The sequence below is a fragment of the Paenibacillus agaridevorans genome, from assembly GCF_018604145.1.
In the GTDB taxonomy this organism is placed as follows: domain Bacteria; phylum Bacillota; class Bacilli; order Paenibacillales; family Paenibacillaceae; genus Pristimantibacillus; species Pristimantibacillus agaridevorans.
This window is the reverse complement of the sequence record NZ_CP075889.1, coordinates 6,794,006-6,817,678: the sequence shown is the minus strand read 5'-3', so window position 1 is coordinate 6,817,678 and position 23,673 is coordinate 6,794,006. Positions and strand designations below refer to the sequence as shown.

Annotated in this window: 26 protein-coding genes; 18 read left to right on the top strand and 8 right to left on the bottom strand. The window is 48.6% G+C overall.

Annotated features, from left to right (window positions below):
- Positions 1-13: 13 nt before the first annotated feature.
- From KJW29_RS27310 to KJW29_RS27290, 5 genes are read left to right on the top strand one after another with little or no spacing between them, the layout of a single operon-like run.
- On the top strand, positions 14-736 hold the full coding sequence (locus KJW29_RS27310; protein WP_214627042.1) for an ABC transporter ATP-binding protein: 723 nt from the start codon (positions 14-16) through the stop codon (positions 734-736).
- Positions 733-1,455 carry an ABC transporter permease gene (locus KJW29_RS27305; protein WP_214627041.1) on the top strand — a complete coding sequence of 241 codons (723 nt, stop codon included), beginning with the start codon at positions 733-735 and terminating at the stop codon, positions 1,453-1,455. Before KJW29_RS27310 ends, KJW29_RS27305 begins: the two co-directional genes overlap by 4 nt.
- A gap of 3 nt (positions 1,456-1,458) precedes the next feature.
- Positions 1,459-2,940: a sensor histidine kinase gene (locus tag KJW29_RS27300; RefSeq protein ID WP_214627040.1), complete on the top strand. Its 1,482-nt coding sequence runs from the start codon at positions 1,459-1,461 to the stop codon at positions 2,938-2,940.
- A gap of 1 nt (position 2,941) precedes the next feature.
- Positions 2,942-3,658 (top strand): response regulator transcription factor, encoded by a 717-nt coding sequence (locus tag KJW29_RS27295; protein WP_087568431.1) that lies wholly within the window; start codon positions 2,942-2,944, stop codon positions 3,656-3,658.
- Positions 3,659-3,685: 27 nt separating this feature from the next.
- The gene (locus KJW29_RS27290; protein ID WP_187103024.1) at positions 3,686-4,327 is read left to right on the top strand and encodes a hypothetical protein; all 642 of its coding nucleotides are present in this window, start codon (positions 3,686-3,688) and stop codon (positions 4,325-4,327) included.
- Positions 4,328-4,340: 13 nt separating this feature from the next.
- Here KJW29_RS27290 and KJW29_RS27285 read toward each other — a convergent pair whose 3' ends face one another.
- Both KJW29_RS27285 and KJW29_RS27280 read right to left on the bottom strand, forming a co-directional pair.
- Positions 4,341-4,976, bottom strand: coding sequence for a pentapeptide repeat-containing protein (locus KJW29_RS27285; protein ID WP_246608403.1), 636 nt, complete (start codon positions 4,974-4,976; stop codon positions 4,341-4,343).
- A gap of 169 nt (positions 4,977-5,145) precedes the next feature.
- Positions 5,146-5,385 carry a hypothetical protein gene (locus tag KJW29_RS27280; RefSeq protein WP_214627039.1) on the bottom strand — a complete coding sequence of 80 codons (240 nt, stop codon included), beginning with the start codon at positions 5,383-5,385 and terminating at the stop codon, positions 5,146-5,148.
- A gap of 298 nt (positions 5,386-5,683) precedes the next feature.
- Here KJW29_RS27280 and KJW29_RS27275 point away from each other — a divergent pair, with 298 nt between their 5' ends.
- Positions 5,684-7,351: a DUF6138 family protein gene (locus KJW29_RS27275; protein WP_214627038.1), complete on the top strand. Its 1,668-nt coding sequence runs from the start codon at positions 5,684-5,686 to the stop codon at positions 7,349-7,351.
- 55 nt (positions 7,352-7,406) lie between these two features.
- On the top strand, positions 7,407-8,609 hold the full coding sequence (locus tag KJW29_RS27270) for a pectinacetylesterase family protein (protein ID WP_214627037.1): 1,203 nt from the start codon (positions 7,407-7,409) through the stop codon (positions 8,607-8,609).
- Between the two features lie 198 nt (positions 8,610-8,807).
- Here KJW29_RS27270 and KJW29_RS27265 read toward each other — a convergent pair whose 3' ends face one another.
- The 5 genes from KJW29_RS27265 to KJW29_RS27245 all read right to left on the bottom strand — a co-directional run bounded on the left by KJW29_RS27265 (position 8,808) and on the right by KJW29_RS27245 (position 14,044).
- Positions 8,808-9,998: a trans-sulfuration enzyme family protein gene (locus tag KJW29_RS27265; protein ID WP_214627036.1), complete on the bottom strand. Its 1,191-nt coding sequence runs from the start codon at positions 9,996-9,998 to the stop codon at positions 8,808-8,810.
- A 48-nt stretch (positions 9,999-10,046) separates the two neighbouring features.
- Complete coding sequence (locus tag KJW29_RS27260; protein ID WP_214627035.1) at positions 10,047-10,883, bottom strand: carbohydrate ABC transporter permease; 837 nt, start codon at positions 10,881-10,883, stop codon at positions 10,047-10,049.
- Complete coding sequence (locus KJW29_RS27255; RefSeq protein ID WP_214627034.1) at positions 10,883-11,767, bottom strand: carbohydrate ABC transporter permease; 885 nt, start codon at positions 11,765-11,767, stop codon at positions 10,883-10,885. Before KJW29_RS27255 ends, KJW29_RS27260 begins: the two co-directional genes overlap by 1 nt.
- A gap of 81 nt (positions 11,768-11,848) precedes the next feature.
- Complete coding sequence (locus tag KJW29_RS27250; RefSeq protein ID WP_214627033.1) at positions 11,849-13,210, bottom strand: ABC transporter substrate-binding protein; 1,362 nt, start codon at positions 13,208-13,210, stop codon at positions 11,849-11,851.
- A 129-nt stretch (positions 13,211-13,339) separates the two neighbouring features.
- Positions 13,340-14,044, bottom strand: a complete 705-nt coding sequence (locus KJW29_RS27245; protein WP_214627032.1) for a FadR/GntR family transcriptional regulator — start codon at positions 14,042-14,044, stop codon at positions 13,340-13,342.
- A gap of 198 nt (positions 14,045-14,242) precedes the next feature.
- Here KJW29_RS27245 and KJW29_RS27240 point away from each other — a divergent pair, with 198 nt between their 5' ends.
- The 8 genes from KJW29_RS27240 (at position 14,243) to KJW29_RS27205 (ending at position 20,147) form a co-directional block, all read left to right on the top strand.
- Positions 14,243-15,238, top strand: coding sequence for a glycoside hydrolase family protein (locus tag KJW29_RS27240; protein ID WP_214627031.1), 996 nt, complete (start codon positions 14,243-14,245; stop codon positions 15,236-15,238).
- A 235-nt stretch (positions 15,239-15,473) separates the two neighbouring features.
- On the top strand, positions 15,474-16,040 hold the full coding sequence (locus KJW29_RS27235; RefSeq protein ID WP_214627030.1) for a hypothetical protein: 567 nt from the start codon (positions 15,474-15,476) through the stop codon (positions 16,038-16,040).
- 58 nt (positions 16,041-16,098) lie between these two features.
- Positions 16,099-16,644: a hypothetical protein gene (locus KJW29_RS27230; RefSeq protein ID WP_246608402.1), complete on the top strand. Its 546-nt coding sequence runs from the start codon at positions 16,099-16,101 to the stop codon at positions 16,642-16,644.
- A gap of 12 nt (positions 16,645-16,656) precedes the next feature.
- Complete coding sequence (locus KJW29_RS27225) at positions 16,657-17,673, top strand: leucine-rich repeat domain-containing protein (RefSeq protein ID WP_214627027.1); 1,017 nt, start codon at positions 16,657-16,659, stop codon at positions 17,671-17,673.
- Positions 17,674-17,714: 41 nt separating this feature from the next.
- Positions 17,715-17,990, top strand: coding sequence for a hypothetical protein (locus KJW29_RS27220; RefSeq protein WP_214627025.1), 276 nt, complete (start codon positions 17,715-17,717; stop codon positions 17,988-17,990).
- A gap of 43 nt (positions 17,991-18,033) precedes the next feature.
- Positions 18,034-18,492, top strand: a complete 459-nt coding sequence (locus tag KJW29_RS27215) for an SMI1/KNR4 family protein (RefSeq protein ID WP_214627023.1) — start codon at positions 18,034-18,036, stop codon at positions 18,490-18,492.
- 42 nt (positions 18,493-18,534) lie between these two features.
- Positions 18,535-19,743, top strand: coding sequence for a hypothetical protein (locus tag KJW29_RS27210; RefSeq protein ID WP_214627022.1), 1,209 nt, complete (start codon positions 18,535-18,537; stop codon positions 19,741-19,743).
- A 17-nt stretch (positions 19,744-19,760) separates the two neighbouring features.
- Complete coding sequence (locus tag KJW29_RS27205; RefSeq protein ID WP_214627021.1) at positions 19,761-20,147, top strand: hypothetical protein; 387 nt, start codon at positions 19,761-19,763, stop codon at positions 20,145-20,147.
- Between the two features lie 100 nt (positions 20,148-20,247).
- Here KJW29_RS27205 and KJW29_RS27200 read toward each other — a convergent pair whose 3' ends face one another.
- Positions 20,248-20,883 carry an FMN-dependent NADH-azoreductase gene (locus KJW29_RS27200; protein WP_214627020.1) on the bottom strand — a complete coding sequence of 212 codons (636 nt, stop codon included), beginning with the start codon at positions 20,881-20,883 and terminating at the stop codon, positions 20,248-20,250.
- Positions 20,884-21,033: 150 nt separating this feature from the next.
- On the opposite strand from KJW29_RS27200, the gene KJW29_RS27195 reads away from it, so the two are divergent.
- From KJW29_RS27195 to KJW29_RS27185, 3 genes are all read left to right on the top strand, one after another.
- Entirely contained in the window at positions 21,034-21,915 is an 882-nt protein-coding gene (locus KJW29_RS27195) for a helix-turn-helix transcriptional regulator (protein WP_214627019.1), read from the top strand.
- Positions 21,916-22,053: 138 nt separating this feature from the next.
- On the top strand, positions 22,054-23,160 hold the full coding sequence (locus KJW29_RS27190) for a serine hydrolase domain-containing protein (RefSeq protein ID WP_246608401.1): 1,107 nt from the start codon (positions 22,054-22,056) through the stop codon (positions 23,158-23,160).
- A 44-nt stretch (positions 23,161-23,204) separates the two neighbouring features.
- Complete coding sequence (locus KJW29_RS27185; RefSeq protein WP_343222838.1) at positions 23,205-23,648, top strand: formylglycine-generating enzyme family protein; 444 nt, start codon at positions 23,205-23,207, stop codon at positions 23,646-23,648.
- Positions 23,649-23,673: the final 25 nt, after the last annotated feature.

Here is a 23,673-nt window from a genome sequence, read left to right as displayed (position 1 = left end):
GGACCATGCGAATATGTTCAAAGTGAACGATCTGACGAAGGTCTACCCCGGCGGTCGCGGGATCCAAGGGCTGAACCTCACCGTGCATTCCGGTGAGGTTGTCGCCTTATTGGGACCCAATGGCGCCGGGAAGACGACGGCGATGCAGGCGATGGCCGGCTGGCTCGGAACAGACCGCGGGGAAGCGTGCTGGAACGGCGCCTCGGTCGCCGACCGGCCCGAGCTGACGAGGCCGTACATGGGCCTGATGATCGGAGAGCCGTTTCCGTACCTCTATCTGACGGGATATGACTATCTGAGATGCTACCATAAGCTATACCCGGGTGTCGACGAAGCCCGCATCCGGCAGACGCTGGAGCTCGTGGGCATGACGAAGCACCGGGACCTTAAGATCAAGAAGTATTCCACCGGCATGAAGCAGCGGCTCGAGCTGGCCAGCGTGCTGCTTCATCGGCCCAAGCTGCTGCTGCTCGATGAGCCGTTCTCGGGCATGGACATCGAGGGTAGGCGAGAGATTGCGTTGATGCTGCGCGGCCTCGTGGCTGACACGGGGATGAGCGTCATTGTGTCGTCGCATCAGGTGCACGACATCGAGGACTGGATCACTCATGCTTGCATTGTTTACGAAGGGCGGCATATCCATACGGCGGGTATCGCACAGGTGCGGGAGTCGTTTGCGGGCGTGGAGGACTATTATTTGCATCATCTCGCACAGGAAAGGAGCGGGGGCGTATGATCGCGCAGATGAATTACCTTGCCGCAGAGGAGCTGCGCAAGCTGTTCCGCGGAGGCAAGCTGAAGGTTCTGCTGCTTCTCTCCTTCATCATTGGCGTTCTCTTCGTCTTTATCGGTGACCGCCTTGGACTGGAGGATAACCTCCCGCTGACGGCAATCGAGCTGCTGCTTGCGGTCGTGCTCCCTTTTCTTATGGTGGCGCTGGGCAGCGATCTAATGGTCGGCGAAAACAAGGGAACGATCAAGCATGCGCTGAAGCTGCCGATCAGCCGGGAGTTTCTCTTCCTGGGGAAATTGTTCGCGGGGTGGGCGGCCGCTGCTTTCATCGTATTGTGTATGTTCGTGCCGACATTCGTTGGAGGCTTCATTCTTCACGGCGTGCCTGCGGCTTCCTCGCTTGGGGCGGGTTTAGCGGAGCTTGGCGGCGCGATCCTGTTCAGCGGCTTGTTGCTCGTATTGGCGAATAGCGTGTCTCTATGGGTGGGAAGCAGCGGTGTTGGGCTGGCGGTAAGCGTCGTGCTGTGGATGGCAATGAGCGTCGTCGGATTTCTCGAGCCGCAGCTGAATCGGTTTTTCGTCACGGACTATGCCGATTGGCTGCAGCCGCTCCTGTATGGGGGGAATGCCGGCATGACCATTTCAACGTTGCTATTTATGACAGCCTACTATATTATTGGCACTATATTAGGCTTGCTGGCCTTCCAGAGAAAAGGGTTCTGACGTATGTCCATTCGATTGAAACTCATTTTAACATATTTATTTGGCACGATACTGACGGCGATTATCATTGCGATGACCGGAGTCGGACTCGTCACGGCGATCCTCTCGTATCTCGCGAGCGGTATCGTGAAGGATCAATCCCCGCATGAAGCGTTCTCTCGCGGCATCGATCTGTTCGTGGATCTGCGCTATGCGGAGCGGTATACGCCGGAGGAACTGACGTCCCCCGCGTTCGCAGCCTCCATTGGCGATCGGCTGCAGCCCTTCGGAGGGTTCCTTGTGGTCCGGCAAGGGGAGCGCTGGGAAAGCTACGGCGCGCTCAGCGAAGGAGAGGCATTTCTCGGGCAGCTGCGGCAGGATGTGTCCACGGCTGGGTCGGACAAAGATGGCTTGTTTGTCGCGAGCGAGTGGGAGGAACGCGACTTGCTTTCGATTGCCTATGATTTCCCTGAAATCGACGATCCTTTAACGTATTACCTGGTGGCCGACATGACGATTGCAGAGTCCAATACGAGCCGATTCGAGCAATTCGTCCTGCTCGGCATCGCGATTCTAGTCGGTATTATTCTGGTCCCGCTGCTCTGGATCACGACGAAGGATATCGTAAGGCCGCTGCGACAACTCGAACAAGGATCCCGGCGCATTGCCGAAGGGGACTTGAACTTCCATCTGGAATCCAAGGCGCGCAACGAGGTGGGAAGCGTCATCCGCTCGTATGAAAAGATGCGCAGCGAGCTGCAGCGGTCGATCGACGTTCAGCTGGCGCTAGAGGAGAATCGCAAGGAGCTGATCTCGAATATTTCGCATGATCTGAAGACGCCGCTGACCTCGATCAAGGGCTATGTAGAGGGGATTCGGGTAGGCGTTGCGAACGATCCGGAGAAGCTGAAGAAGTATATCGACGTGATTTATGCCAAGACGCTCGATATGGACCGGATGATCGACGATCTGTTCCTGTTGTCGAAGCTGGATCTCGAGCAAGAGCGTTTCCACTTGGAGACGGTGCCGCTGGAGCCGTTCTATCGGCAGACGATGAGCGAGCTTCAAATGGAATGCGAAAGCGCGGGCGTGCGGCTGACGGGCGAATACGAGGCGGGGCAAGATGATGTTGTGACGATGGATGTCCAGAAGATGAGGCGCGTCATGCAGAACATCGTCGGCAATTCGGTGAAATTCATGGACAAGAAAGAGCCCCATATTCACGTTTATTTCGGGCGGCAGTCGGACGATTGGGTATTCGCGGTTACGGATAACGGACCCGGGATGGGCCCGAACGAGCTGGAGCGGATCTTTGATCGTTCCTATCGCGCGGATACGTACCGGAATCAGAACGTGGCCGGCTCCGGATTAGGCCTTGCCATCGTGAAGCAGATTATTGTTAATCATGGCGGAACGATTCATGCGAAAAGCGAACAGGGACAGTCCATGACGGTGATGATCAGCATTCCGATGAAACGGGATAGCAACGAAGCGGGGAGAGCGTGAGATGTCGAAGCGGAAAGTGTTAATTGTTGAGGACGATCAAGCGATTGCCGAGCTGGAGCGGGATTTTCTCGAAGTAAATGGCTACGAGGTTACGCTTCGGGCAGACGGCCGGCAAGCGCTTGAAGAAGCGCTGGAACGGGAATACGATCTAATCATTCTGGACGTCATGCTGCCGGGCATGGACGGATTCGATCTATTGCGACGGATCCGGGAGACCAAGTTTATTCCGGTGCTCATGGTTTCCGCCCGCAAGGAGGATATCGACAAGATCCGGGGCCTCGGCTTAGGGGCGGACGATTATGTGACGAAGCCGTTCAGCCCGACGGAGCTCGTGGCGCGGGTAAAGGCTCATCTCGAACGATATGACCGATTGACCGGTGTCGCGGCAGGCACCGGCCATTCGCATGCCCGGAAGTCGCGCGAGCTTAACATTCGCGAACTCGCGATCCAGGTCGATGCAAGACGGGTAACGCTGCGCGGGGCGGAGGTTACGATGACGGCAAAAGAATTCGACCTGCTGCTGTTCCTCGCAGAAAACCCGGATCGGGTCTATTCCAAGGAGGCGCTGCTGGACAGGGTCTGGGGGATCGAGAATTATGGCGATACCGCCACGGTCACGGTCCATGTAGGGAAGATCCGGGACAAGATCCAGAAGGACCCGGCGCAGCACCAGTTTATCGAGACCGTATGGGGCGCTGGATATCGCTTCAAGGTTTAAATTTACGCATGAACGGGGATTCGTAATATGCCTATGGAAAATCACAAGAATATTTTAGTTGAGAGAACGGACAGTATTCTTTATTATGCAGAATCAAGCCTTTCGAACGAACAGGGTAAAGGCTGGATCGGCGGGAATGCACCTGACTTCTTTGATGATCGAGATGACCTCATCCACGAAGGTAACCTAAAATATTACTTTTATTTGAGCCTCGTCATTCCCTATAAACCTGAGAGCATGATTTCGATCTTCATTCCTGAGGACTATGAGGAATATTTGGAAAACAATATGTATCCTAATTGCTCGATAAAGGTGATTGAGCATCCAATTTCAACTGAAAGCGTCAAAGATATGTTCACTAACCCAGGTCTTATAAGACATGCAATTTCGGACGGGGCACTAAGCAATGACGAGAAAGCAATGGATCAGTCTTTCTTGATCAAACTAGGCGGAAACCCGAGACTTATTCAAAATGAAGATTATTATTATACGAAGCTGAAAGATGAATCATTTTCTTTTTTATTTCAGGTAGATGAAGACGGTTACCCCGAAACTTTGCTTCAAGATGATTACAGCTATCCTTTTGGTTTTGGCTCTCTTTATATTTTCACCAAGATCGGGACGGATGAGATACAAAATCCAGTAGCAGGTTTTTGGCAATTTTCTTGAATTTCTTCTTTAATTAATCACATTCTTTGATTTTGACATTGTCCAGTATCGTATTTCCCCAAACAGGGAGCAAGCCAGTCTCTCCCGTAAAGCGGCTTCCGGCTAACGAACCGTTATGAAAAAAAGCTCCATCAAAACTACATTCCTCAAACCGGCAATACAACAATAATGCCCCGCGAAAATTGGCGTCGGAAAAACGGCAGCGTATGAACGATACATCGTTCGCTATCGCTTTACTTAAATTGCAGCCTGTAAAATCGCAATCGTTAAATTGTTTACCGATCCTTGCATGATTTAGCTTTGCTCCTCGGAAAGAACAGTGGCTGAATGTATGATTCACATATCTGCTATCCAGCTTGACCCCGTCAAAGCAACAATTTGTAAATGTTGAGGTGTTCAAGCTTGCAGAATAATCGAAACGCGCATAAGACAGATCGGCGCCCTGTACTGTCAGGTATTGTATGGTCTCGGTCAGGGCAACTCCCCGATAATCCTCTAGTCCAGCATCCGTTTTTCCATAGGGGGACGATGGAAAGGAGCGGTCTTTTTGATGCAGGTTATGTTTGCCTGTAACAGCGGCAAGCAATCGATTCACTTCGGCGAGCTGGTCGTCGTCCCATCTTGCAATGAGCGATTTCTTGTTCAACATAAACCCTCCTTATCTTTTACTGACATTCCATATGAAAGATGCGTTAATGGAGAGATTAGGGATTTTCCTTCATCGGAAAGATAATAGCACAGTAGTAGGCATTCCGGCGAGCCAAGAGGAAATTGCTGAGGCACAGCGGCGGCTTTTAGCTCATATTCTGTCGTGCAGATTATCCTGCATCATCGCTCTCCAACAAGGAATAAAAGTTATCGCGGTCTTCATCATCGAATTTGCCAATTGTCCGTACCCTGACAATTTCATGTCCGCCATTCATGTCTATTTCCTCGCCATACCTATTGTAGAGCGCAATCATATGGCCATCCCGATTCAACTCTATGTACCCGTAGCATTCTGCTTCGGGTGCTTTACCGTAAAGAAGCATAAATCTGATTTTGTCCACTCTGTTCATGCAGGCCCTCCTTTCCTGTCTATCCTTTCCCCATCGGCCTGAAGAAAATTTTACGTGAAATCGGATGAATTGGAAAAAGCGAAATCGCTCTTCATTCTCGGAAATTCATTCATTTTTCGAAACCATTAGGGGGTATCCCCCGTTATGTCGCTCATTCGCACATTATCTCTTGACAGGATGAGGTTTGGGGATTATGATATCGTGCCGGTTAACGAAAAAGATGACAAAGCTGTATAAGCTTGTTATAAATAACAAGTAGATGTTGCAATGCGGAATACGAGAGTGGGAGGAGAAGCCGTTGAATTACGCTGTAGAAGCTTTTCTGAATGAGGTATGGCAGGAAGTCACTACGATTTACGCAAAAGAAAGCAAGAGAATTAATGAGCTTAAAAATAGAAGCAGGCTGCAAGCCGGAATCCATGATTATCTTCGAGTAGCATGGAGAAAAGGCAAGTTTACATGGGCAAATGGACGCATACATATCGATGTGCACGAGCCATTCTCTTGGTCTGACAGCTCCTATGAAGTCGAAGCGGGTTCCTATATATTAGAGTTGACCGATGAACTTTTAACTGAGGAATTCTTTCCTGCCTTGTGCGAACGTGTAGATCGACTGTTCCGCTCCGAGGAGCTGGGAACGAGTTTCTTTGATTACAAGTTTGAAGTTGTATTTGAGTTTGAATGGGAACAGTCGAAATTATCGTTTAACCATCAGATCATCAATGAGCCAAAGTTGAGTCAATTGAAACAGACACTGGATCAATTTGTTCACACAAAGGTTTTATCTGATCCACCAGTGCTACCAGGAGAAAAAGAATTTTTCTTTTTTGCCAACCATTTGGTCAATCCTGATCTGATGAAGCAGGAAGTAAAAGAGGTTGAACCGTTGATCCAACGACTCTCCGATAAGCTGATGACGAACCAAGAGCGCAAAAACGCTTGGATCAGCCAATATACTTCGGCCTTCAAACATTGGGCGCAGGATTACTTTTTACCGCGGCATTTTAACCAAACCGGTTTTTATGGAAACGAATGGGTATTGAAGGAGGATGCCATTCATTCTTCCGTAGATGCTGGAGAAATGGATTTCTTCCTTTATACTGCTGTACAGATTGGCTTCACCGAGCCGAATACTCGGCTGAAGTACCTGGAACTTGCGGTGCAATTGGGTTCAAAGCGGGCAGCGGATTATTTGAAGATAGGCAGCGGAAAATTTGCGAATACCTATCGGGGAGAGAGAGTAGAGGCCCGCAACAATGACGTATTGCAGATGATCGACATCCGGATTCTCTCTGAAGAGGAGGCTGCCTACGGAGAAGCGATCGATTATATCATCGATCTGTTGCGGCAGGGTTTCCCCAAAGGCTACAATCTAAAGCTGAAAAGCAGCCAAAAGCATGTGCTTCCGTTTAAAATGCTGGCAAAGTCCAAGCTGCATCAGTTTTTTGCCAATGCACTCAACTACCGGGCGTTGTTCCCAAAAATTGCAGAATATGCGGATACGGCGATGGAGGAGTTCGCGTGGTACAGCGATGTGGAGCCGAGCGAGAAATCGGTTATGCCGGGCACTTATGCCGTACTGGGCCTTGGCTTGTACAGCGAGGATTATTTCCCATTGGTATGCCGCTATATGGACCTGGTGGATACGGAGCACCAAATGGTACAGGATGGGTATGCGCAGGCATTTATCGAGGCGCATGGCGTAAAGGCAGAGCATATGCCGGTGATCGTATCCATTTTGCTGGCAGGTAATGACGAGGGAAGACAGGTCAAAAATCTAACTATCGACCGTCCTGAGCTTGCCGAGGCACTAATCGAGACGCTGAAAGGCAAAGAGATTCATGAACTTGAAATGGTACTGTGCCGAGTCTTTGGAAGCGTGAAGAAGCTAGAAGGAGCCGCACGAAAAGCAGAGTCGCCGCTAAAAGAAGGATTGGAGCAGCTGTTGGCGTTGAATGGAGGATGAACCGGTAGCAGCTCTGATCTGGGAGATCTATCATGGTCGGAAGGAGGGTCTTAGAGTGAAAAAAAAGGTAATAGTGAAGAGAATCAATAAGATTCTTCTGTCTGCAATAGGCGGAATTTTGCTTATTTCAGCTGGTTTAGCGGGTTATGTTTATTTTTTTGTACTTGAAAAGCCTGCCGAACCGGATAAATGGGCTGCTGCGGAGCGCTATGTATGGAATAAAATCAAGTTTGACCAGGATGCACAAGTCATTTCGGCAGATGGTTCAGAATACTATTTACTTGCCAATAAGGGAGCGGCTGCTGAAGATAAATTGATCGTTTATTTTTCCGGGGGCGGCTTGGCCTGGGATGCTGAAACTGCCGCGCAGCCGATCAGTCTGAGTAATGTAATGAAGAACGGCGAGATCAAATATTATTTTCCTAACATTCCATTCTTTAAAGTAAGTACACTTGGCGGCCTGTTGGAAAATGATAATCCCGACAATCCGTTCAAGGATTGGAATATTGTATATATCCCTTATTCTACTGGCGATCTGCATATCGGAAATGAATCCAAGGAATATACGAACGCCAAAGGCAAGCCGTTTACAATGCGTTATAACGGTCAAACCAATACGCGAGCAGCATTGGAATGGATTACAAACCATTTCGCTGAGCCGGAAAAGATCCTCATTGCGGGAGAAAGCGCCGGAGGATTCGGAGCCGCATTCTGGGCGCCTGAGATTGCAAAACGCTACCCGAATGCCCGCATTTATCAATATTCGGACGGCTCCTACTTAAATGCCGACCGCTGGCCGGATATTATCGATAACGAATGGAAGGCTAACCTTGCAGAAACCTTCGGTTATGAAGTCCATGGCGATTTGATTTCTTCCGTATTCGAGGCGAACCGCAAGCTGCTCCCGGACAACGCGGTACTTTTGCAGTCCAATACGCTTTATGATGAGCTGTTGTTCGACTTTGAAAAGGATCTGAATGATGACGATTCGGATGATGGCGAATATGTCGATCTCTGGTCGGCTCGCATGCTGCAGTCTGCCGGAGAGTTATCTGATGCAGTGCCAGGCTACTATTATTACATCACTGATTATGCTCTTAACGAGAAGACGGGGAGGACACCGCATACACTATCCCCATTAAATCATTTCTACAAAGCCGAACAGGACGGGGTCAAGCTGATGAAGTGGCTGGACGATGCCGTGATTAAGGATGAGTATTACTCCGTGGGGCGGCATTTTGTAGAGAAAGAGGGTTGAAGATGTTCTTCATGAGGGTTTTATGTCGCTCACATGGCGAAATAGCTTAAGTATGCGAAAAGGGTCCTGCTAAATACTATTGCTTTGAAGGGGTGACCGGCCTGGAAACCTTTGAGTTCCCAGGAACGTCCACCCCAACAGTGAGCTTAAGTGAGCAACTATAGTAATAGTGTTTTCACAAAATCTTGTGCAGTATCATTACAATTCATCCAATCCACGTTGCAAATCATCCATGAGGTCCTCGACATCCTCTAGCCCAATGGACATCCGAATCGTGCGCTCAAGTCTCGTTTCCCATTCGGTTCGGGTTGTCTGCTCGGGATGGATGCTTAAGCCCGGCGAATAAATCAAGCTTTCGAAGCCGCCCCAGCTTACGCCGATTTGAAATAACCTCAGGCTATTCATCAATCGTCTTACCGCGTCGGCTCCGCCATGCAGCTCAAAGCTGAATAATCCCGTAATATCGCTGAATTGGCTCACGGCCAGTTCATATTGTTCATGCTCCCGGAGCAACGGCAAATTGACCCGAGCCACTTGTGGATGCTTGCAAAGCAAAGCGGCAATCTGTCTGCCCGATTCTGCATGTTGCTTCATTCGAACCCCGAACGTCTTTAGGCCGCGCGTCAATAGCCATGCATCCAGCGGCGCCAAGGAAGCGCCCAGCAGAATAGCATCATTGTTAGCCAACCCGTCGATCCATGATTGAGTAGAAATTACGACGCCGGCGGTCACGTCGCTATGGCCTGATAAGTATTTGGAGGCGGAGTGGATCACGATATCGATACCCCATTCGATTGGCCGCATCGTGGCCGGCGTCGCGCAGGTGTTGTCCATTATCGTCAGCAGCTTATGCTGTTTGGCAATTTCAACAACAGCGGGAATGTCGAACACGTCCATAAAAAACGTAGAGTAACCCTCGCAATACAACAGCTTCGTATTTGGCTTGATCGCGGCGCGCACCTGATCGAGCTGTCTAAAATCGACGTAGTCGGCCGTTATGCCGAACTTGATCAACAAGGTCTGGAGCAATTGATACGTGCCGTTATAGATGGGATAGCTGCACACGACATGATCGCCTTGGCGCAAGCAATGGAGCAGGGTAGAAGAAATCGCCGCCATGCCGGAAGCGAACAGCTTGGCCGCCTCGCCTTTTTCCAAGGCGGCAAGCTTTTTCTCCGCAATTTGCGGCGTGGGATTGGATACCCGGCTGTAATAGAATGCCTCGTCCTGAAATTGCGATCGTTGAAATGCTTCATAGGATTCGAATGAAAATAACGTATTCATAAAAACGGGCGGAACAACCGCACCATAAAAAGATTCGTCTCCGTAATGGGTAAGCATCGTTTGGCTGCCCGCATCCTTGGTTTCTTTTCTCGATTGTATGTTCATCTTGAATTCTCCACCTTCTGTTTCTATCTGATCATCCCAATACCGGCATTATCCCTTTACGGCTCCGTCAGTCAGGCCCTCGACTACGAATCGCTGCACGATGGCGAACATAATTAATGAAGGAAGAAGCGCCATAACGGCGCCTGCCGTCATAACTCCCCAATTGATATCGTAGCTTTGCACGAACATGGAAAGACCTACGGGAACGGTTTTCAACTCATCGCTGCTAATAAACATGATCGCGCAGAGCAGTTCGTTCCAGGCTCCGATAAATGCAAATACGAACGTGGCTATGATGCCGGGGAGCATAATCGGCAATACAACCCGGAAGAGCGCTCCAAGCTTGCTGCAGCCGTCAATCAATGCTGCTTCCTCCAAGTCGACCGGAATCCGGTCGAAGAAGCTGCGCATCAGGATAAGGCAGAAGGGGACATTGCCCACGATGTAAATTAGGATCAAGCCGCCGAGATTGTTCATAAGGCCGACCTTGCTGAACATGATTGCCGTGGGAATCATGACCAGAACTCCGGGAATCATTTGCGTGAGCAGCAAACCGTATACCGCGGCTGTTTTCGCCTTAAACGTATAACGCGCCAACGAATAACCGCCAAGAATCGCCAAGCAGGTCGTAAACAATCCGGTACCGAGCGATACAAGGACGCTATTTTTCAAGAAAACGCCGAAGTTGGAAGCAGACCATAAAACCCTGTAATTATCGAGCGTAAAGTGCTTGGGCCAATATTGAATGTTTGTCGTCAAAATGTCCATGCGGGGTTTGAACGACGTAATAAACAGCCAGTAAAAAGGCAGTAGTACCATGAGCAAATAAAAGATCAGAATGCCTATGCGGAGAATCGGCAGAACGGCGCGTTGGTTTCTTGTCATCAGAAATTACCCGCCTTCTCGAATTTTGTCGCCTTCATAAACAAGTAGCAGAACAGGATCAACAGCGCCATAAAAAATAATCCGATCGCCGATGCTTGCCCATAATCCAAGGTAGAATAAGCTTTCATGAACATATAGGAAGAAAGAATGTTGGAGGAGTTAGCCGGTCCGCCTGCCGTCATAATATAAATAAGATCAGCCGATGCAAATACCCATATGGTTCTGAGCAGTAAAGTCAGTATGATGGTTTGCTTAATGTAGCTGAACGTAATGTTCCAAAATTTGGACCATATCCCGGCTCCATCGATATCGGCGGCTTCGTACAGGTCGTCCGGTATGGATTGCATCGCCGCCAGGAGCATAATGGCAAAGAAGGGAATGCCATACCAGGTCATCGTCAAAATAACCGTAAACAAGGCAAGGTTGGCATCGGATAAAAAGTAAATTTTGTCTTCGATAATTCCCCATTTCAGAAGGAGATCGTTGACCGGCCCGTATTCCGCATTTAATAACCAGCGAAAGGTTAATCCAACGACGAACGACGATACCGCCCACGGAAGGAACACGATCGCTTGATAAAGGTTTCGGCCCGGAAACGGCTTCCGCAGCGCCAATGCCAAAATAAATCCGAACACGAACTGGCCCGCAACGGTGAGCACGACCCAAATGAAGGAATTACGTAGAACCAAGCCGAAGCTGTCATCCGAAAATACGGCTTTAAAGTTATCCAGACCATTAAAGGCAACATCGTTTGGCGCGGTCAGCTTATAGCTTTGGAATGCGTACAAGAAAGAACTGAGCAAGGGGTAAAGAAGAAAGATCAGCAATAATAGAAAGCTCGGCGCTAATAGGATATATGGCTCTTTCGAATTTAAACGCTTCATTAAGAGGAGTCCTCCTTGCCGTTCTGGAATGAAAGCGGCAGGGAAAAACGCGTTTCCCTGCCCCTCTCCCCGTGACGCTGCTTATTTCATTTGAGGCTTGATGACGTGAGGCAGCGGTACATCCGGATTTTCCTTCATATACTTCTGCTGCGCCGCCGTCAGGAAGTCGCCCAATTTCTTTAAGGTTTCTTCAGCCGACTGTTTGTTCAATAAGTACTTCTGGACTTCTGCGTCCATAATGCTTTCGCGGAATTCGCCAAGCTCCGTAAAATTGCCCAGATCGGCAACTAAGTAGCTGTCCGGATCATCCAGCGTGTCGATGAAGCCCTGCATTGGACCTTCCTTCGTCGTCGTGTCCTCGGTCGCGCTCTTGAAGATCGGAATCATCGTCAACGTATTCGAATACTTTAAGTTGTTTTCCGGCGTTGACAGAAACTCAATAAACTTCCAAGAGGCTTCCTTGTGTTTGGAATCCGCCGATACGCTATACCCCCAAGTCGCGGAAGCGCCGATATAACGTTTACCGTCATCGCCTTTTGGATAAGGAATAACGGTCCAACTGTCGTCGGTCATGGAGGCTTTGGCTGTGGCGATCACTTCCGTCGTTTGATTGAGGATGCCGCTGATACCGGAGGTAAAGCCTTGCACCATCTCTTGATAACCCCAGTTAATCGAGTCCTTCGGCGCATACCCCTTCTTAAACAGATCGGTAAATCTGACGAAGGCTTCGAGCGCCTCCGGACGGTGCAATACGGAAGTCCCGTCTGCCTCATACGTTTCGCCGCCTGTAACGGACGTTATATAAGCAAAGATTTGGTCGAAACCTGCGCGTGCGCCGCGATAAGCCCAGCCATAACGGTTTTTTGACGAATCCGTCAGTGTCTCGGCTGCCGAAAATAATTCGTCCCAAGTCGTCGGTAGCTGCAGATTGGCTTCCTCGAACCAGTCTTTACGAACGAATAAAGCGGCCGACATGAGAGCATCCGGCATATAGTAGATATCGTTGTATACGTTACGCTGTTGTTCTTCCATGGTGATACCGCTTACAAACGAGGTGAGCTTATCCTTGTTGGACCAAGCGTCGTAATTGGCCGTGAGCGGCTCCAAATAGCCGGCAGGAACGAAGGTGTTTAACCAGGCCGGGTACATGTTTACGACGTCAGGCATCGTTTTGCTGGCACCTTGCATCGCCAATTTATTAAAAGCCTGATCCCAAGGAACCGTTTCCATCTTTACCTTGATCGTCGGATTGGCTTGCTCAAATGCTGCTATGACTTCGTTAAAATACTTGGTGCGTTCCGGCGATGGCGAAACATCGACAAAGCTGATTTCCTCATTTTTCACTTCCGGACTAGCTCCGTCCTCCTTGTTATTGGACGACGAGCAAGCGCTGGTCACGAGTAGTAAGCCGGCCAACAATCCGATTGCCATTTTTTTTGACATACGCGAATCCCCCTTATAAGTTATGGTCAAGCAGCTTTCGGAATTTTTATCACCTCCACCAAAAGTAAAGTTAAGCGATTGAATCCTTGCAATTGGATAGTTGTCTGACCAATTATGTCAAAAGAGGTATTACCCCCCTAATTTTTTAAGGTCCTCTCGCATAATATCAAAGTGTTTGCCGATCAACTTACATGCTTTCTTTGCATCGCCAAGCTGCATGGCATCGTAGATGAGCCGGTGCAGCGGTTCTGTTTCTCTGCCGAACACATTCATATCCAGGTCTTCGATGACGCGGTCGGCCCACAGCGAATCCATTTCTTTAATGGATTTAAACAGGTTGAGCATGAGCCGATTATCGGAGCCCTCGTACAACGCTAGATGGAACAGATAGTCCTCTTTGCGCGGGATTTCGCCTTTATTACGTTTGCGATCGTACTCGTCGACGATTTCCCCGAGTTTGTCCAGATGCAGCGATTGTTTGTTGGCAACGATTTGCTCGATCGCATGTTTCTCCATCATTTCACGTAGGTCGATCACTTCGAGCAACGCTTTTTTCTCCATCGAAAACTTAATCGAGATGTTTTCCATCTCCGTCAATATCGTTTTTTCCGCACGCAAGTACATGCCGCTGCCCGGTTTAATTTCAATGACGCCGTAGCTCTCGAGCTTTTTCATCGCTTCGCGGAGGGATGGGCGGCTTATTTGGAACTGCTCGCAAAAAAAACGTTCGGTAGGTAGGCGATCTCCTTGGACGTAACCCTTCTGTTCTATGAATTTGAGCACTTCATCTGTAATGGATTCGTGCAGCTTTTGTCTCTTTAACGACTTCAGCATATTCATCTCTCCAAACGATAACTTGTAAGTTGTCTGACCAATTAATAAAAATTGTACATGCCAATGAAATCGCTGTCAATACCGGAAACCAAAAAAAATAAAGGGCTTGCAAGATTGAAAATCAGCCGTTATGATGGGAACCATTGCATCACATGCCATGCAGTAACACACTATAAAACGTGAAAAGGCGTGATAAATTTGGCTGCGAAGTATTCGGATGGCAGGCCAGAAGCTCGGTTGACGATACCTGCCGTAGATCAAGGAATCGTGTTGCGAAGAGGCGGTTTGGAACTGGATGGCTACGGAATTAGAGAGCCTCTTGTCTTCGAATGCGACGGTACTTATTTCATGCATTACGATGCGTCCGACGACAAAACCGGCTGGCGAAATTATCTGGCGACCAGCAAAGATTTAATCAACTGGGATAAAAAAGGCGTTATACTCGAATTAGGCAAAGAGGGCGAAGACGATTCAAGTTGCGCGGTATATGGCGTAACCTACTTCGAAGACGGCGTCTGGCATATGTTCTATATCGGCTCCGACTACCGTCGCGAATACCCGTACGATATACCGGATTTCCCGTATGTCACGATGAAAGCAAAGTCCGACTCCCCTTATGGGCCATGGATTAAGCAAGATATCGTTCCGTTCCGGATGAAGGAAAACACATACTACAGCACCACCGCCAGCTCGGGGGCGATCGTCAAAGACGGGGACGAATATTTGCAGTTTTTTAGCGCTTCCGTATTAGACTCAAATAAAATTACGAAACGTACGTTAGGCATTGCCCGCACCAAAGATCTGGACAAAGAATGGACGGTAGACCCCGAGCCTCTGTTTCCTCTTGAAGAGCAAATCGAGAACAGCTCGGTGTTTTACGAGGAAGAGACCGGAACTTGGTTTCTGTTTACCAACCACGTAGGGTTAAACGAAATCAAAGAATACACGGACGCCGTATGGGTGTATTGGACAAAGGATATTCAGAAATGGAATGTCGACGATAAAGCGCTCGTGTTCGACGGCAGCATGTGCACCTGGTCAAAATCCGTTATCGGCGCGCCTTGCGTATTCCGCAAAGGGGACAAGCTGGCCATTTATTATGATGGCGTAGAGGGCGATAGCTACCACCATTTTCATCGCGATATCGGCGTTGCCTGGCTCAATTTACCAATAAATATTCCTGAAAAGAGCTAATCTAACTCAATGTAATTCGTTCGTAGAGTGTTGCAGGAGATGTGGAATCGTTCGACATAGGGTGTCCCAATGATGAGGGACGCCCTCTTTTATTTTTAAACAGACATGACTATAGATCTACTCGTACAATGGATATTTCCAAAAACCAGGCAAAAAGTAGGTAGACTCCGAACATATGATCACTATAATGGAAAAAAAGAACCAATCTTTGGGAGCGACATAAGGAGGCCATCACATGGGAAGATCATTCGCAAATTTGCATATTATGTCGAGTAACCTCGAGAAGACAATTGAAACACTTAGAGAGCTGAGCGAAGGGCATGGCAAAGTGTTGGGCAGAAAAGAGGCACAAGAGACTAAAGAAGTCATGTACATAAGCCAAAGCAACGAGAATTGGATCAGCGTGCTTCACGAATATTTTGGATGGGGTACGGTGAAGAAAGCTGGCAAAGCGTTGTCCGGGCTTATCGAAGGCCCGGTGATGACCACCGCTTATATGAATGAGGAGCTATTCGAGGTATCGTTTTTCGAGAATGGGGACATGCAAGCCGAAAAAATCTTTTACGAGCAATGGACGAGAGATGAATATGAGCAACTTCAAGAAGAGCGTATAAACGATGACTACTTGCGGGCAGCGTTGGGTACCGGCAATGAGGATTTTGACGATCTCATTCATACGACGAGTCCGGAACAAGCCGTAGATAAGCTGTCGGCAATCGTAAAAACGTCGCTATGGAGTGATTGGGAGTGGGTACCGCACGAAGAGACGCTCCAAGAAAGTTTCGTGAAATATGAGTTTTAAGAACAGCGGATTTTATAAGCTTAGGTTCTTTATAAGTCCGGAAGAGTTTAAAAGCGTTTTGAAGCTGTTTGACGGTAAGCAGGCTCAATTTCAGCTAACCAATTCCGCCCGGACGGAGCATGATCGGAGTCAGGTGTATGAGGCGTACCAGACCTTTTATCGGCACTTTGCGACAGCGGAAAAAGGGACGGGTTATTACCCGCACTTTGTTTATTCCATTGCTGTAACGGCCGATAAGGAAAGCTCCGGATTTTTTGCGCGAAATGAGGGCGTCCCGTTTCCCTATTACGGACAATGGGCGGAGGATGAGCTGCCTTGCATTCTGCTTTCGTTCCCTAAGGGCTTCCAAGTGGATGTGGAGGATGAACAAGGGAAGCATTATGTCTATGAGGATATCCGGGATCATAGGCCGCTCACCTATACGTTATTCGATGAAATAACGGGCTTTATTAAAAAAAGGACAAAGCCGCTTCGCTTCTCGGCGCATGATGCGGATGCGATGAAGGAGCAAAAGCCCTCCGTGCGTATAAGCCCTGATGCGATGCAGGATTTGAAGGGGTCGTGGATGTTCGGCAAATACGGACTTGTCATCCATGGCCGATAGGAGGGAGCACTCATGCGTAAGATATGGAAAAAAAAGATCCTGATTAACGATCCTGTTGCGCTGGACCGGGTCCAGATCGAGCAGGACTTGCATGGCGGCAACCAAGTCTTTGTCCAGTTCTCCCACCCGGACTTTTATGGGTCTATCTTGGAGGAAGTGGACGAGCTTTGCGCCCGTTACGATGAGAATTTCGGGGTGCGTTTCTACGCCCACTATTCCCTGTCCTTTGATTGTCGTACGCTCTTGCGGGTTCCCCATGTCAAAATGCTGAATATCAATAGTCTCGCCAATGCGCATAACACGGAAGCATTGGCCAAGCTGGAGCACTTGCGCAACTTGCACGTGGGGATATACGAGTTGGAGAATTCGGATATTTTGGACATCGAAACGCTGCGATCTCTAAAAGAGCTAACGCTTATGTCGGATAAAAAAACGCTCAATCTACAACATTTTAAAGCTTACACGCAATTGGAGCACTTGCATGTCGGGGGCAAAGTAAAAAATCTCGATGCGGTAGGCGAGCTGGAGGACTTAAACTATCTCGCGCTGCATTCCATAAGCAAACTGCCGTTTCATTTTGTTAACCGACTGAGGAAGCTGAAGCATCTTCGCATTTTGTTAGGGGGCCGGGAGCATATCGGGGAAATCGAGGAAAATGACATCGACGACCTGGAGGTATGCAGAGTCCGCGGTTTCCATGACTTATCCAACATTGCGAACTTCCGATCCATCACGAGACTTGTCGTCGAGGACCAGATCCAACTGCATGAAATCGCCTTTGACCGGGAGATGAAAGCGTTGGAGGAGCTCTCCATTTCCAATTGCAAAGGTTTAACCCATGTGACGGGACTGAAGCAATTGCCTTCTCTGCGCAAGCTTCGCATCTCCAAAACGGCAGTCGATTTCGACGGCTTTATCCGTCAGCCCCTGCCAAGTTCTTTATCTACAGTCGAATTCGCGACGGCCAAAAGCAAAGTAGACCAGGAAATTCAACAATCTTTATTGAAATTGGGATTTCAGTTGACTTGAACTTATGTATGCAGGAAGGGAAATGGAGGAGGGCCGAAATCATGTTTGCATTAAAGTTTATCTGCACTTGGGTATTACTCGTTGCATCATGTTCGGCGGTATGGTGGAGCTTCAAAACAGAAAAGCTTATAACCTTCTCTTGGCTGGCGTTTCTTCTGCCCGCCGTCTTCCAGCTTGCGGCCGCTTTCCGTATCGGCCCCGGCAAAGCGAAGTCGCTGATCGTGTTCGGCTGCATAAATCTTGCCTTAACTGCCCTTGCGGGTGCGGTTGTCTGGTATCTCGTCCAATTGGCTAATGCCTATAAAAGAGGCAAATGATCGAACCAATAACAAACAAGTATAGAGGGAGAGAATTGAACCCATGTATGAGCGTTTGGCAGAAAAACTGAAAACGACATCCGCGTTAAAATGGTTTCCCGGTCGTGGCGCGGAAGAGAGCTGGATAGCGGAAGTCGAAGAGGAATTAGGATTCCGCCTGCCGCCATCTTATCGCTGGTGGTTGGCTCATTACGGGAATGCCCGGTTGAGCGGCGGGGAGATTTTAACGATCGCCCCTCCGGAATACCGGGATGAATACGACGGCGACCTTCTATATATACACCGACTGAATAAAGCCGAGGAATGGTTGGTTAGTCGGTTTCCCCACAGATTGGACGTGTTCGTTCCGGATAGCGACGAGCTTTATTATTTTGATACATCGACTAGAGATGCACAGGGTGAATTTCCGATCATGTGTTATGATCTCATGAATAATTTGATCGACACGTATGCTTCAACGTTTGCGGAGTTTCTGGAACGGCTGATTGACGAACGCTCGTAAATAAGAATGAATGAGGAGTAGATAGAAGAGAGGATGACAGAAATGCGAAATGATAACCAGGCCCGGCCCTCCGCTGGTTCTGTTAGGGAAGATGGTCGTTATTCTATCGACCTGACAGGTCCCCGCAGCCACACTCTCGTTAGGCGGCCCGGTGTAGGCAGTCTATCCATCGGACCGTCGCAATTGGGGAAAAAGGCGGAGCTTCACGTCGAACAAGGCACGCGCATCGATTGGACCGTATTCGATGCTTTTGCCACTCCGGCGGGCTCGCCCTGGCCACGATTTCTGTACTATGCAGGCAGTGACGCCGGATTTTTTGATTGGGCGCAGAAACGTCCCATTGAGGAGATGACGTGGGCTCCGATCCTATCTGCCGATACGGCGGTGGATGCCAGCCCGTCCATTTTGCATAGCTTGCATATCGAGCTGGACCCGTCCGAAGGCCGCCTGAGCCTGAAGCTTCCGAAAAATCCCTTCCGCTTGAACGTGTCCGGCGATCTGTCGCGTTTTTTGGCCACGGGCGATCTGCCGTTTTCCCTGACGCTAGCGCCGCAAACCGGCCGTCGCAGGAATGATCCCCCTTTCATGCTGCCCGACCTGGGCGAATTGCACCAAGTGGAGAGCCTGACCCTGCAAAGCACGCCTCTGGGACAGCCCATCTCGCTGGAATGCCTTGACCGTTTCCCGAACCTTAACTCGCTGAGTTTATGGGGGAACTTCTGCGACATGGACATATTGGCCCGACATGCCGGGTTAACGAATCTGGAGCTGCGCTTTATGCCTGATTTGGAGGACTTGCCCTCCTTGGATACGTGGCCGTTGCTTGACAGATTTATCGCCTACAATGTGGAAGAGACCGCGGGCAAGCGCCTAAAACAGCAACTGAAAACACGCGCCAATACTCGTCCATGGACCGGCTATACTTCAATAAGCAAATTACGAAAGCCGGAGTGGTGGACGACCGAATATGGCCGCCCGTTCTCATCCTGGCCCAAACGTCTGGCCAAGCTGGCTAACGAAGCTTATGACGATGCAAAGGCAGCTTTGGCACAAGCCCGCAGCTTTGCCGAGGCCGAGGCGGCCATTACCGCCTTCACCGTTCGCTTTAACATCCTCAAAGGCATCGAAACCACCGAGAGAGAGGACCTTGGCGAAGCCGTATGGCAACTAAGCCAGTCCGATCATCAGATTGGGCAGCCTCTAACAGAGGAGATGGCCCAACGCTGGTTCGATGCGGCTCGCGATTACTGATTAAGGAGTGTTGACCGGTGATCACTGTTTACGAGGAACAGCGGAATGGGGCTGTGGCGAATACGATTGAGCATTCCCATGCATCGCTTGAAACGTGCCTGGAAATCATTCGGCGGATGGACGGCTTTACACGAAGTCTGGTCACGATTAGGTACGAAGAGAACATGATTATGATCGGCGGCGGAGGTCATGAGTTCATCGTTACTGTGGAGACCGACTCTGCGATTCATAACCTTCTCGGTCCGCTGGAGGAAGAAGACGAGTTTGTTGAAATGACGGTAGGCGGCCAAGCCTGCGAATTTCCGCAGAAATACATGGTTAGCTTTGCGTTTATCGAGTCTGCGCTCCTTCAGTTATTTGGGGAAAAGACTGCTGAACAAAACTGGGAAATTATAAATAAGTAAGTTACAGTTTTAAATAATGATTAAAGCAGCCGCTCGATTGCGAGTGGCTGCTTTTTTTACTTGGAAGGTCGGTATTATTTCCAGCACGATATGATGATCTCTAGAATGTAGCCGCAAGTTCGCGTGCACGCTTTAAACCTTCCGCTTTTATTGCTTTAGCCCTGTCGCGATATTGATCATGCCCCTCAATAAATAATGCATGCAAATCGGTTATGCCGATAAAACGCATGATTGATTTCAGATGACGATGGCTCATTTCTTCCTCCACGTCTGGGCCCTCCGAATAGACCCAACCGCTCGCTTGGATATGGAGCACTTTCTTATTTTGAAGTAATCCGATTGGACCGTTTTTCGTGTATGAGAACGTTTTGCCCGCCACCGTTATGGCGTCGATGTAGGCTTTCATAACTGGCGGATATGAGAAATTCCACATCGGGTTTACAAAAATGTATTTGTCCGCTTGAATAAATTGACTGATTAACTTGTCCAAGCGGACGATTTTACTTCGTTCGACCTCCGGCAACTGCTCTAGTTCCACCCCCTCTTTCAACCTGCTCCTCCCGTTTATAATATCCGCATCCAGCGACGGGACGTCGGCTTTATATAAATCCAAGTGAATGATCTCACACCCGGGATTGACCATCCGATATTCATCGATAAACGCTTCTCCAGCCGATATGGAGTACGATTCTGATCCGTTTTGCGGATGTGCGGTAATGTAAAGAACAGTTGTCATTCCATGCTCAATCCTTTCAAATAGATTCGGTTTCGAACTCAGTATATGCCTTGGGGAGGGAATGAAAAAGATGAGCATTTATAGTAATATTATCTATAGTAATAGTCGGTAATCTAATATAATTTCTATCAGTTATGGGAGGCGGTTAGAATGAACGACGAACAACGCCGTAAAGAGTTGGCGAAATTTCTCAAAACCCACCGTCTCCGGATATCTCCGCAAGATATGGGATTGAACTACGTTGGTCCAAAGCGTCGGACGTCCGGATTGCGCAGGGAGGAAGTTGCCGTCCTGTCCGGCATTTCCTTGCCGTGGTACACGGCGCTTGAACAAGGCCGCGATATCCGGGTATCCGAACAGATCCTCGAAAGTTTAGTACGAACTTTCAAACTCGATAGGGACGAACGACTTTATCTGTATACATTAGCGAATCAGCGCCCCCCTCTTCTCCCAGTTCTTAATCCCGGTAGTGCGGGCCCTCCGTCTTTTCAAATTATCGTGGATCAATTTACGGAATTTCCCGCTTTTTTCTCAGATCAAAGGTGGAACATAATCGCCTGGAACCGGGCGGCCCCCCTCGTCATCGGTAGTGTCAGTAATGGAGAGAAGTACTGCAATAATATGATTTGGCGGATATTTACAATGACGGGGATTCGTCTTATGTTCGTCCATTGGGAGCGTGTGGCTAAAATTCTGTTGGCGCAATTCCGCTCCTATTATGCCCGAAATATGGAGGACCCGTGGTACGGAGAATTTATTGCCGCGCTGTCAGAACAAAGTGCGGAGTTTCGGGAATGGTGGACCGATCACGACGTACGTTGCGCGCTTACAGGATCGATAGAGATCGTGCATCCTAAGGTGGGAAGACTGCAATTGGAAGCACATGAGTTCTACCGTTGTGAAGATCAGGGGACGGCTCTAACCGTCTACATCCCAACACAAAAAACAGATGGTAAATATCCCGGATCCGAAGGTGTTGTCATTGAAGGTCATGGACGGGTCTTTTTCGATTACAAATGCACAGGACGATAGCCTGTGTGTTTTCTCTGGCATTCTTTTCAAGATATAGGGCTGGCTAGTCTGCGATTTGCGGCGGAGTATCCCGTTTTGTTTCGGAACTTGGTGATGAATAGGTTGATTTCATGGATCAATTAAACGCCTGAAAGGTTGATGATGATGGGAACTAAAGAAAGAGCCCAGAAACGAATTGATTCTACGTTCAGAGAAATAATGAAATCCGATTCCAACCTCCATAATGGGTATTTACTCCTACACTCAGACAAACTGAACATTCATTGGAATATGGCTTGTGGTCAAACGAGCGAGAGGAGCGCAGACCCGGAACAGCCCTATCATGCGGCTAGCATTGGGAAAACGTTTACTGCTGTCATCATCGCCATGTTCGTCGAAGAAGGCAAGTTGAGTTATGCCGACCATATCTCGAAGCATCTTCCCGAAAGTGTATTAACAAACTTACATCTCTATAAAGGCAGGAATTATTCCGGTGAGATTCGTATTGAACATCTTATCAGCAATACTTCGGGCTTGCCGGATTATTATGAGGATAAGACGAAACACGGCAGATTTATCGAGGTTTTGCTTCATGATCCTAATCGCATGTGGACACCATCGGACACCATCGAGTGGTCAAAACAATATCTCAAATCCCGGTTTGCGCCTGGAAAGGGCCTCCATTATACGAACACGGGCTTTAACCTCTTAGGGCTGATTATCGAAAAAATAGCGTCGAAACCTTACCACGAAGTGCTTCATGAGTATATTTTTGATAGGCTTAGTATGAAGAACTCCTATTTATCCCAATTCTCGCAACCGGCTGAGAAATGCGATTTGCCTATAGCCCATGTTAATTGCTTGGGAAAAGAAATCAATATTGAGGATTACCGAAGCTTCTCCAGCAATTTCGCAGCCGGCCAAATGGTTAGCACTTCCGAGGATTTATTAAGGTTTATGATGGCTCTCACAGCCAATCGTTTCATTTCCGAACAATCCCTCCAACAAATGATAAAGTGGAGAAAAATGCGGATGGGTATGGATTACGGGTATGGTCTGATGAGAGTTCGAATGGTCGCTTTTATGCCAAAGTATAATGTTTGGGGGCATTTAGGCTCAACGGGATCATTTATGCTGTATAATCCGGCATTGGATCTTCATGTAATCGGCAGTTTCAATAAAGTTGGTTATTCGGGTCCAAGCATTCGTTTTGTATATAAAGTGTTAAAGGAACTTTCCGGAATCGAGCCAGCCCAGCGCGACTAATAGAAGGCCTAAAATTCAAGGTGACCGTATAGCGCCGACAGTGAATTAGGTTTAGTCCCGAATTTACCTGCAAATGCTACACAATCTTCGGAGAAAGCGAGAACACAATATATAACAACAAGGCGAATGGTTTTCGACTGTTATCAGATGCCGAATGGCGATACGCATGTAAAGCGGGGACCACAGGGTATCGGTATGCATCAATTGATCAGATCGCATGGTATCAAGAAAACGCCAATGGATCAGCTCAACAAGTCGGAAAGCGGCTTCCCAATCCCTGGGGCCTTTACGATATGATCGGGAATGTTTGGGAATGGTGCTGGGATCTATATGATCCTAATCGATATGGGAACTATAGAGTCTTCCGAGGAGGCAGTTGGGCTGAGGTTGAGAACAATTGCGGTTCAACGGTTAGAAGGAAAAGCATGCCTGAGTTCAAGATAGATGACCTTGGCTTTCGAATAGCGCTTGCGGACGACGCGAAATAACCGACCGCCAATACATAATGACATC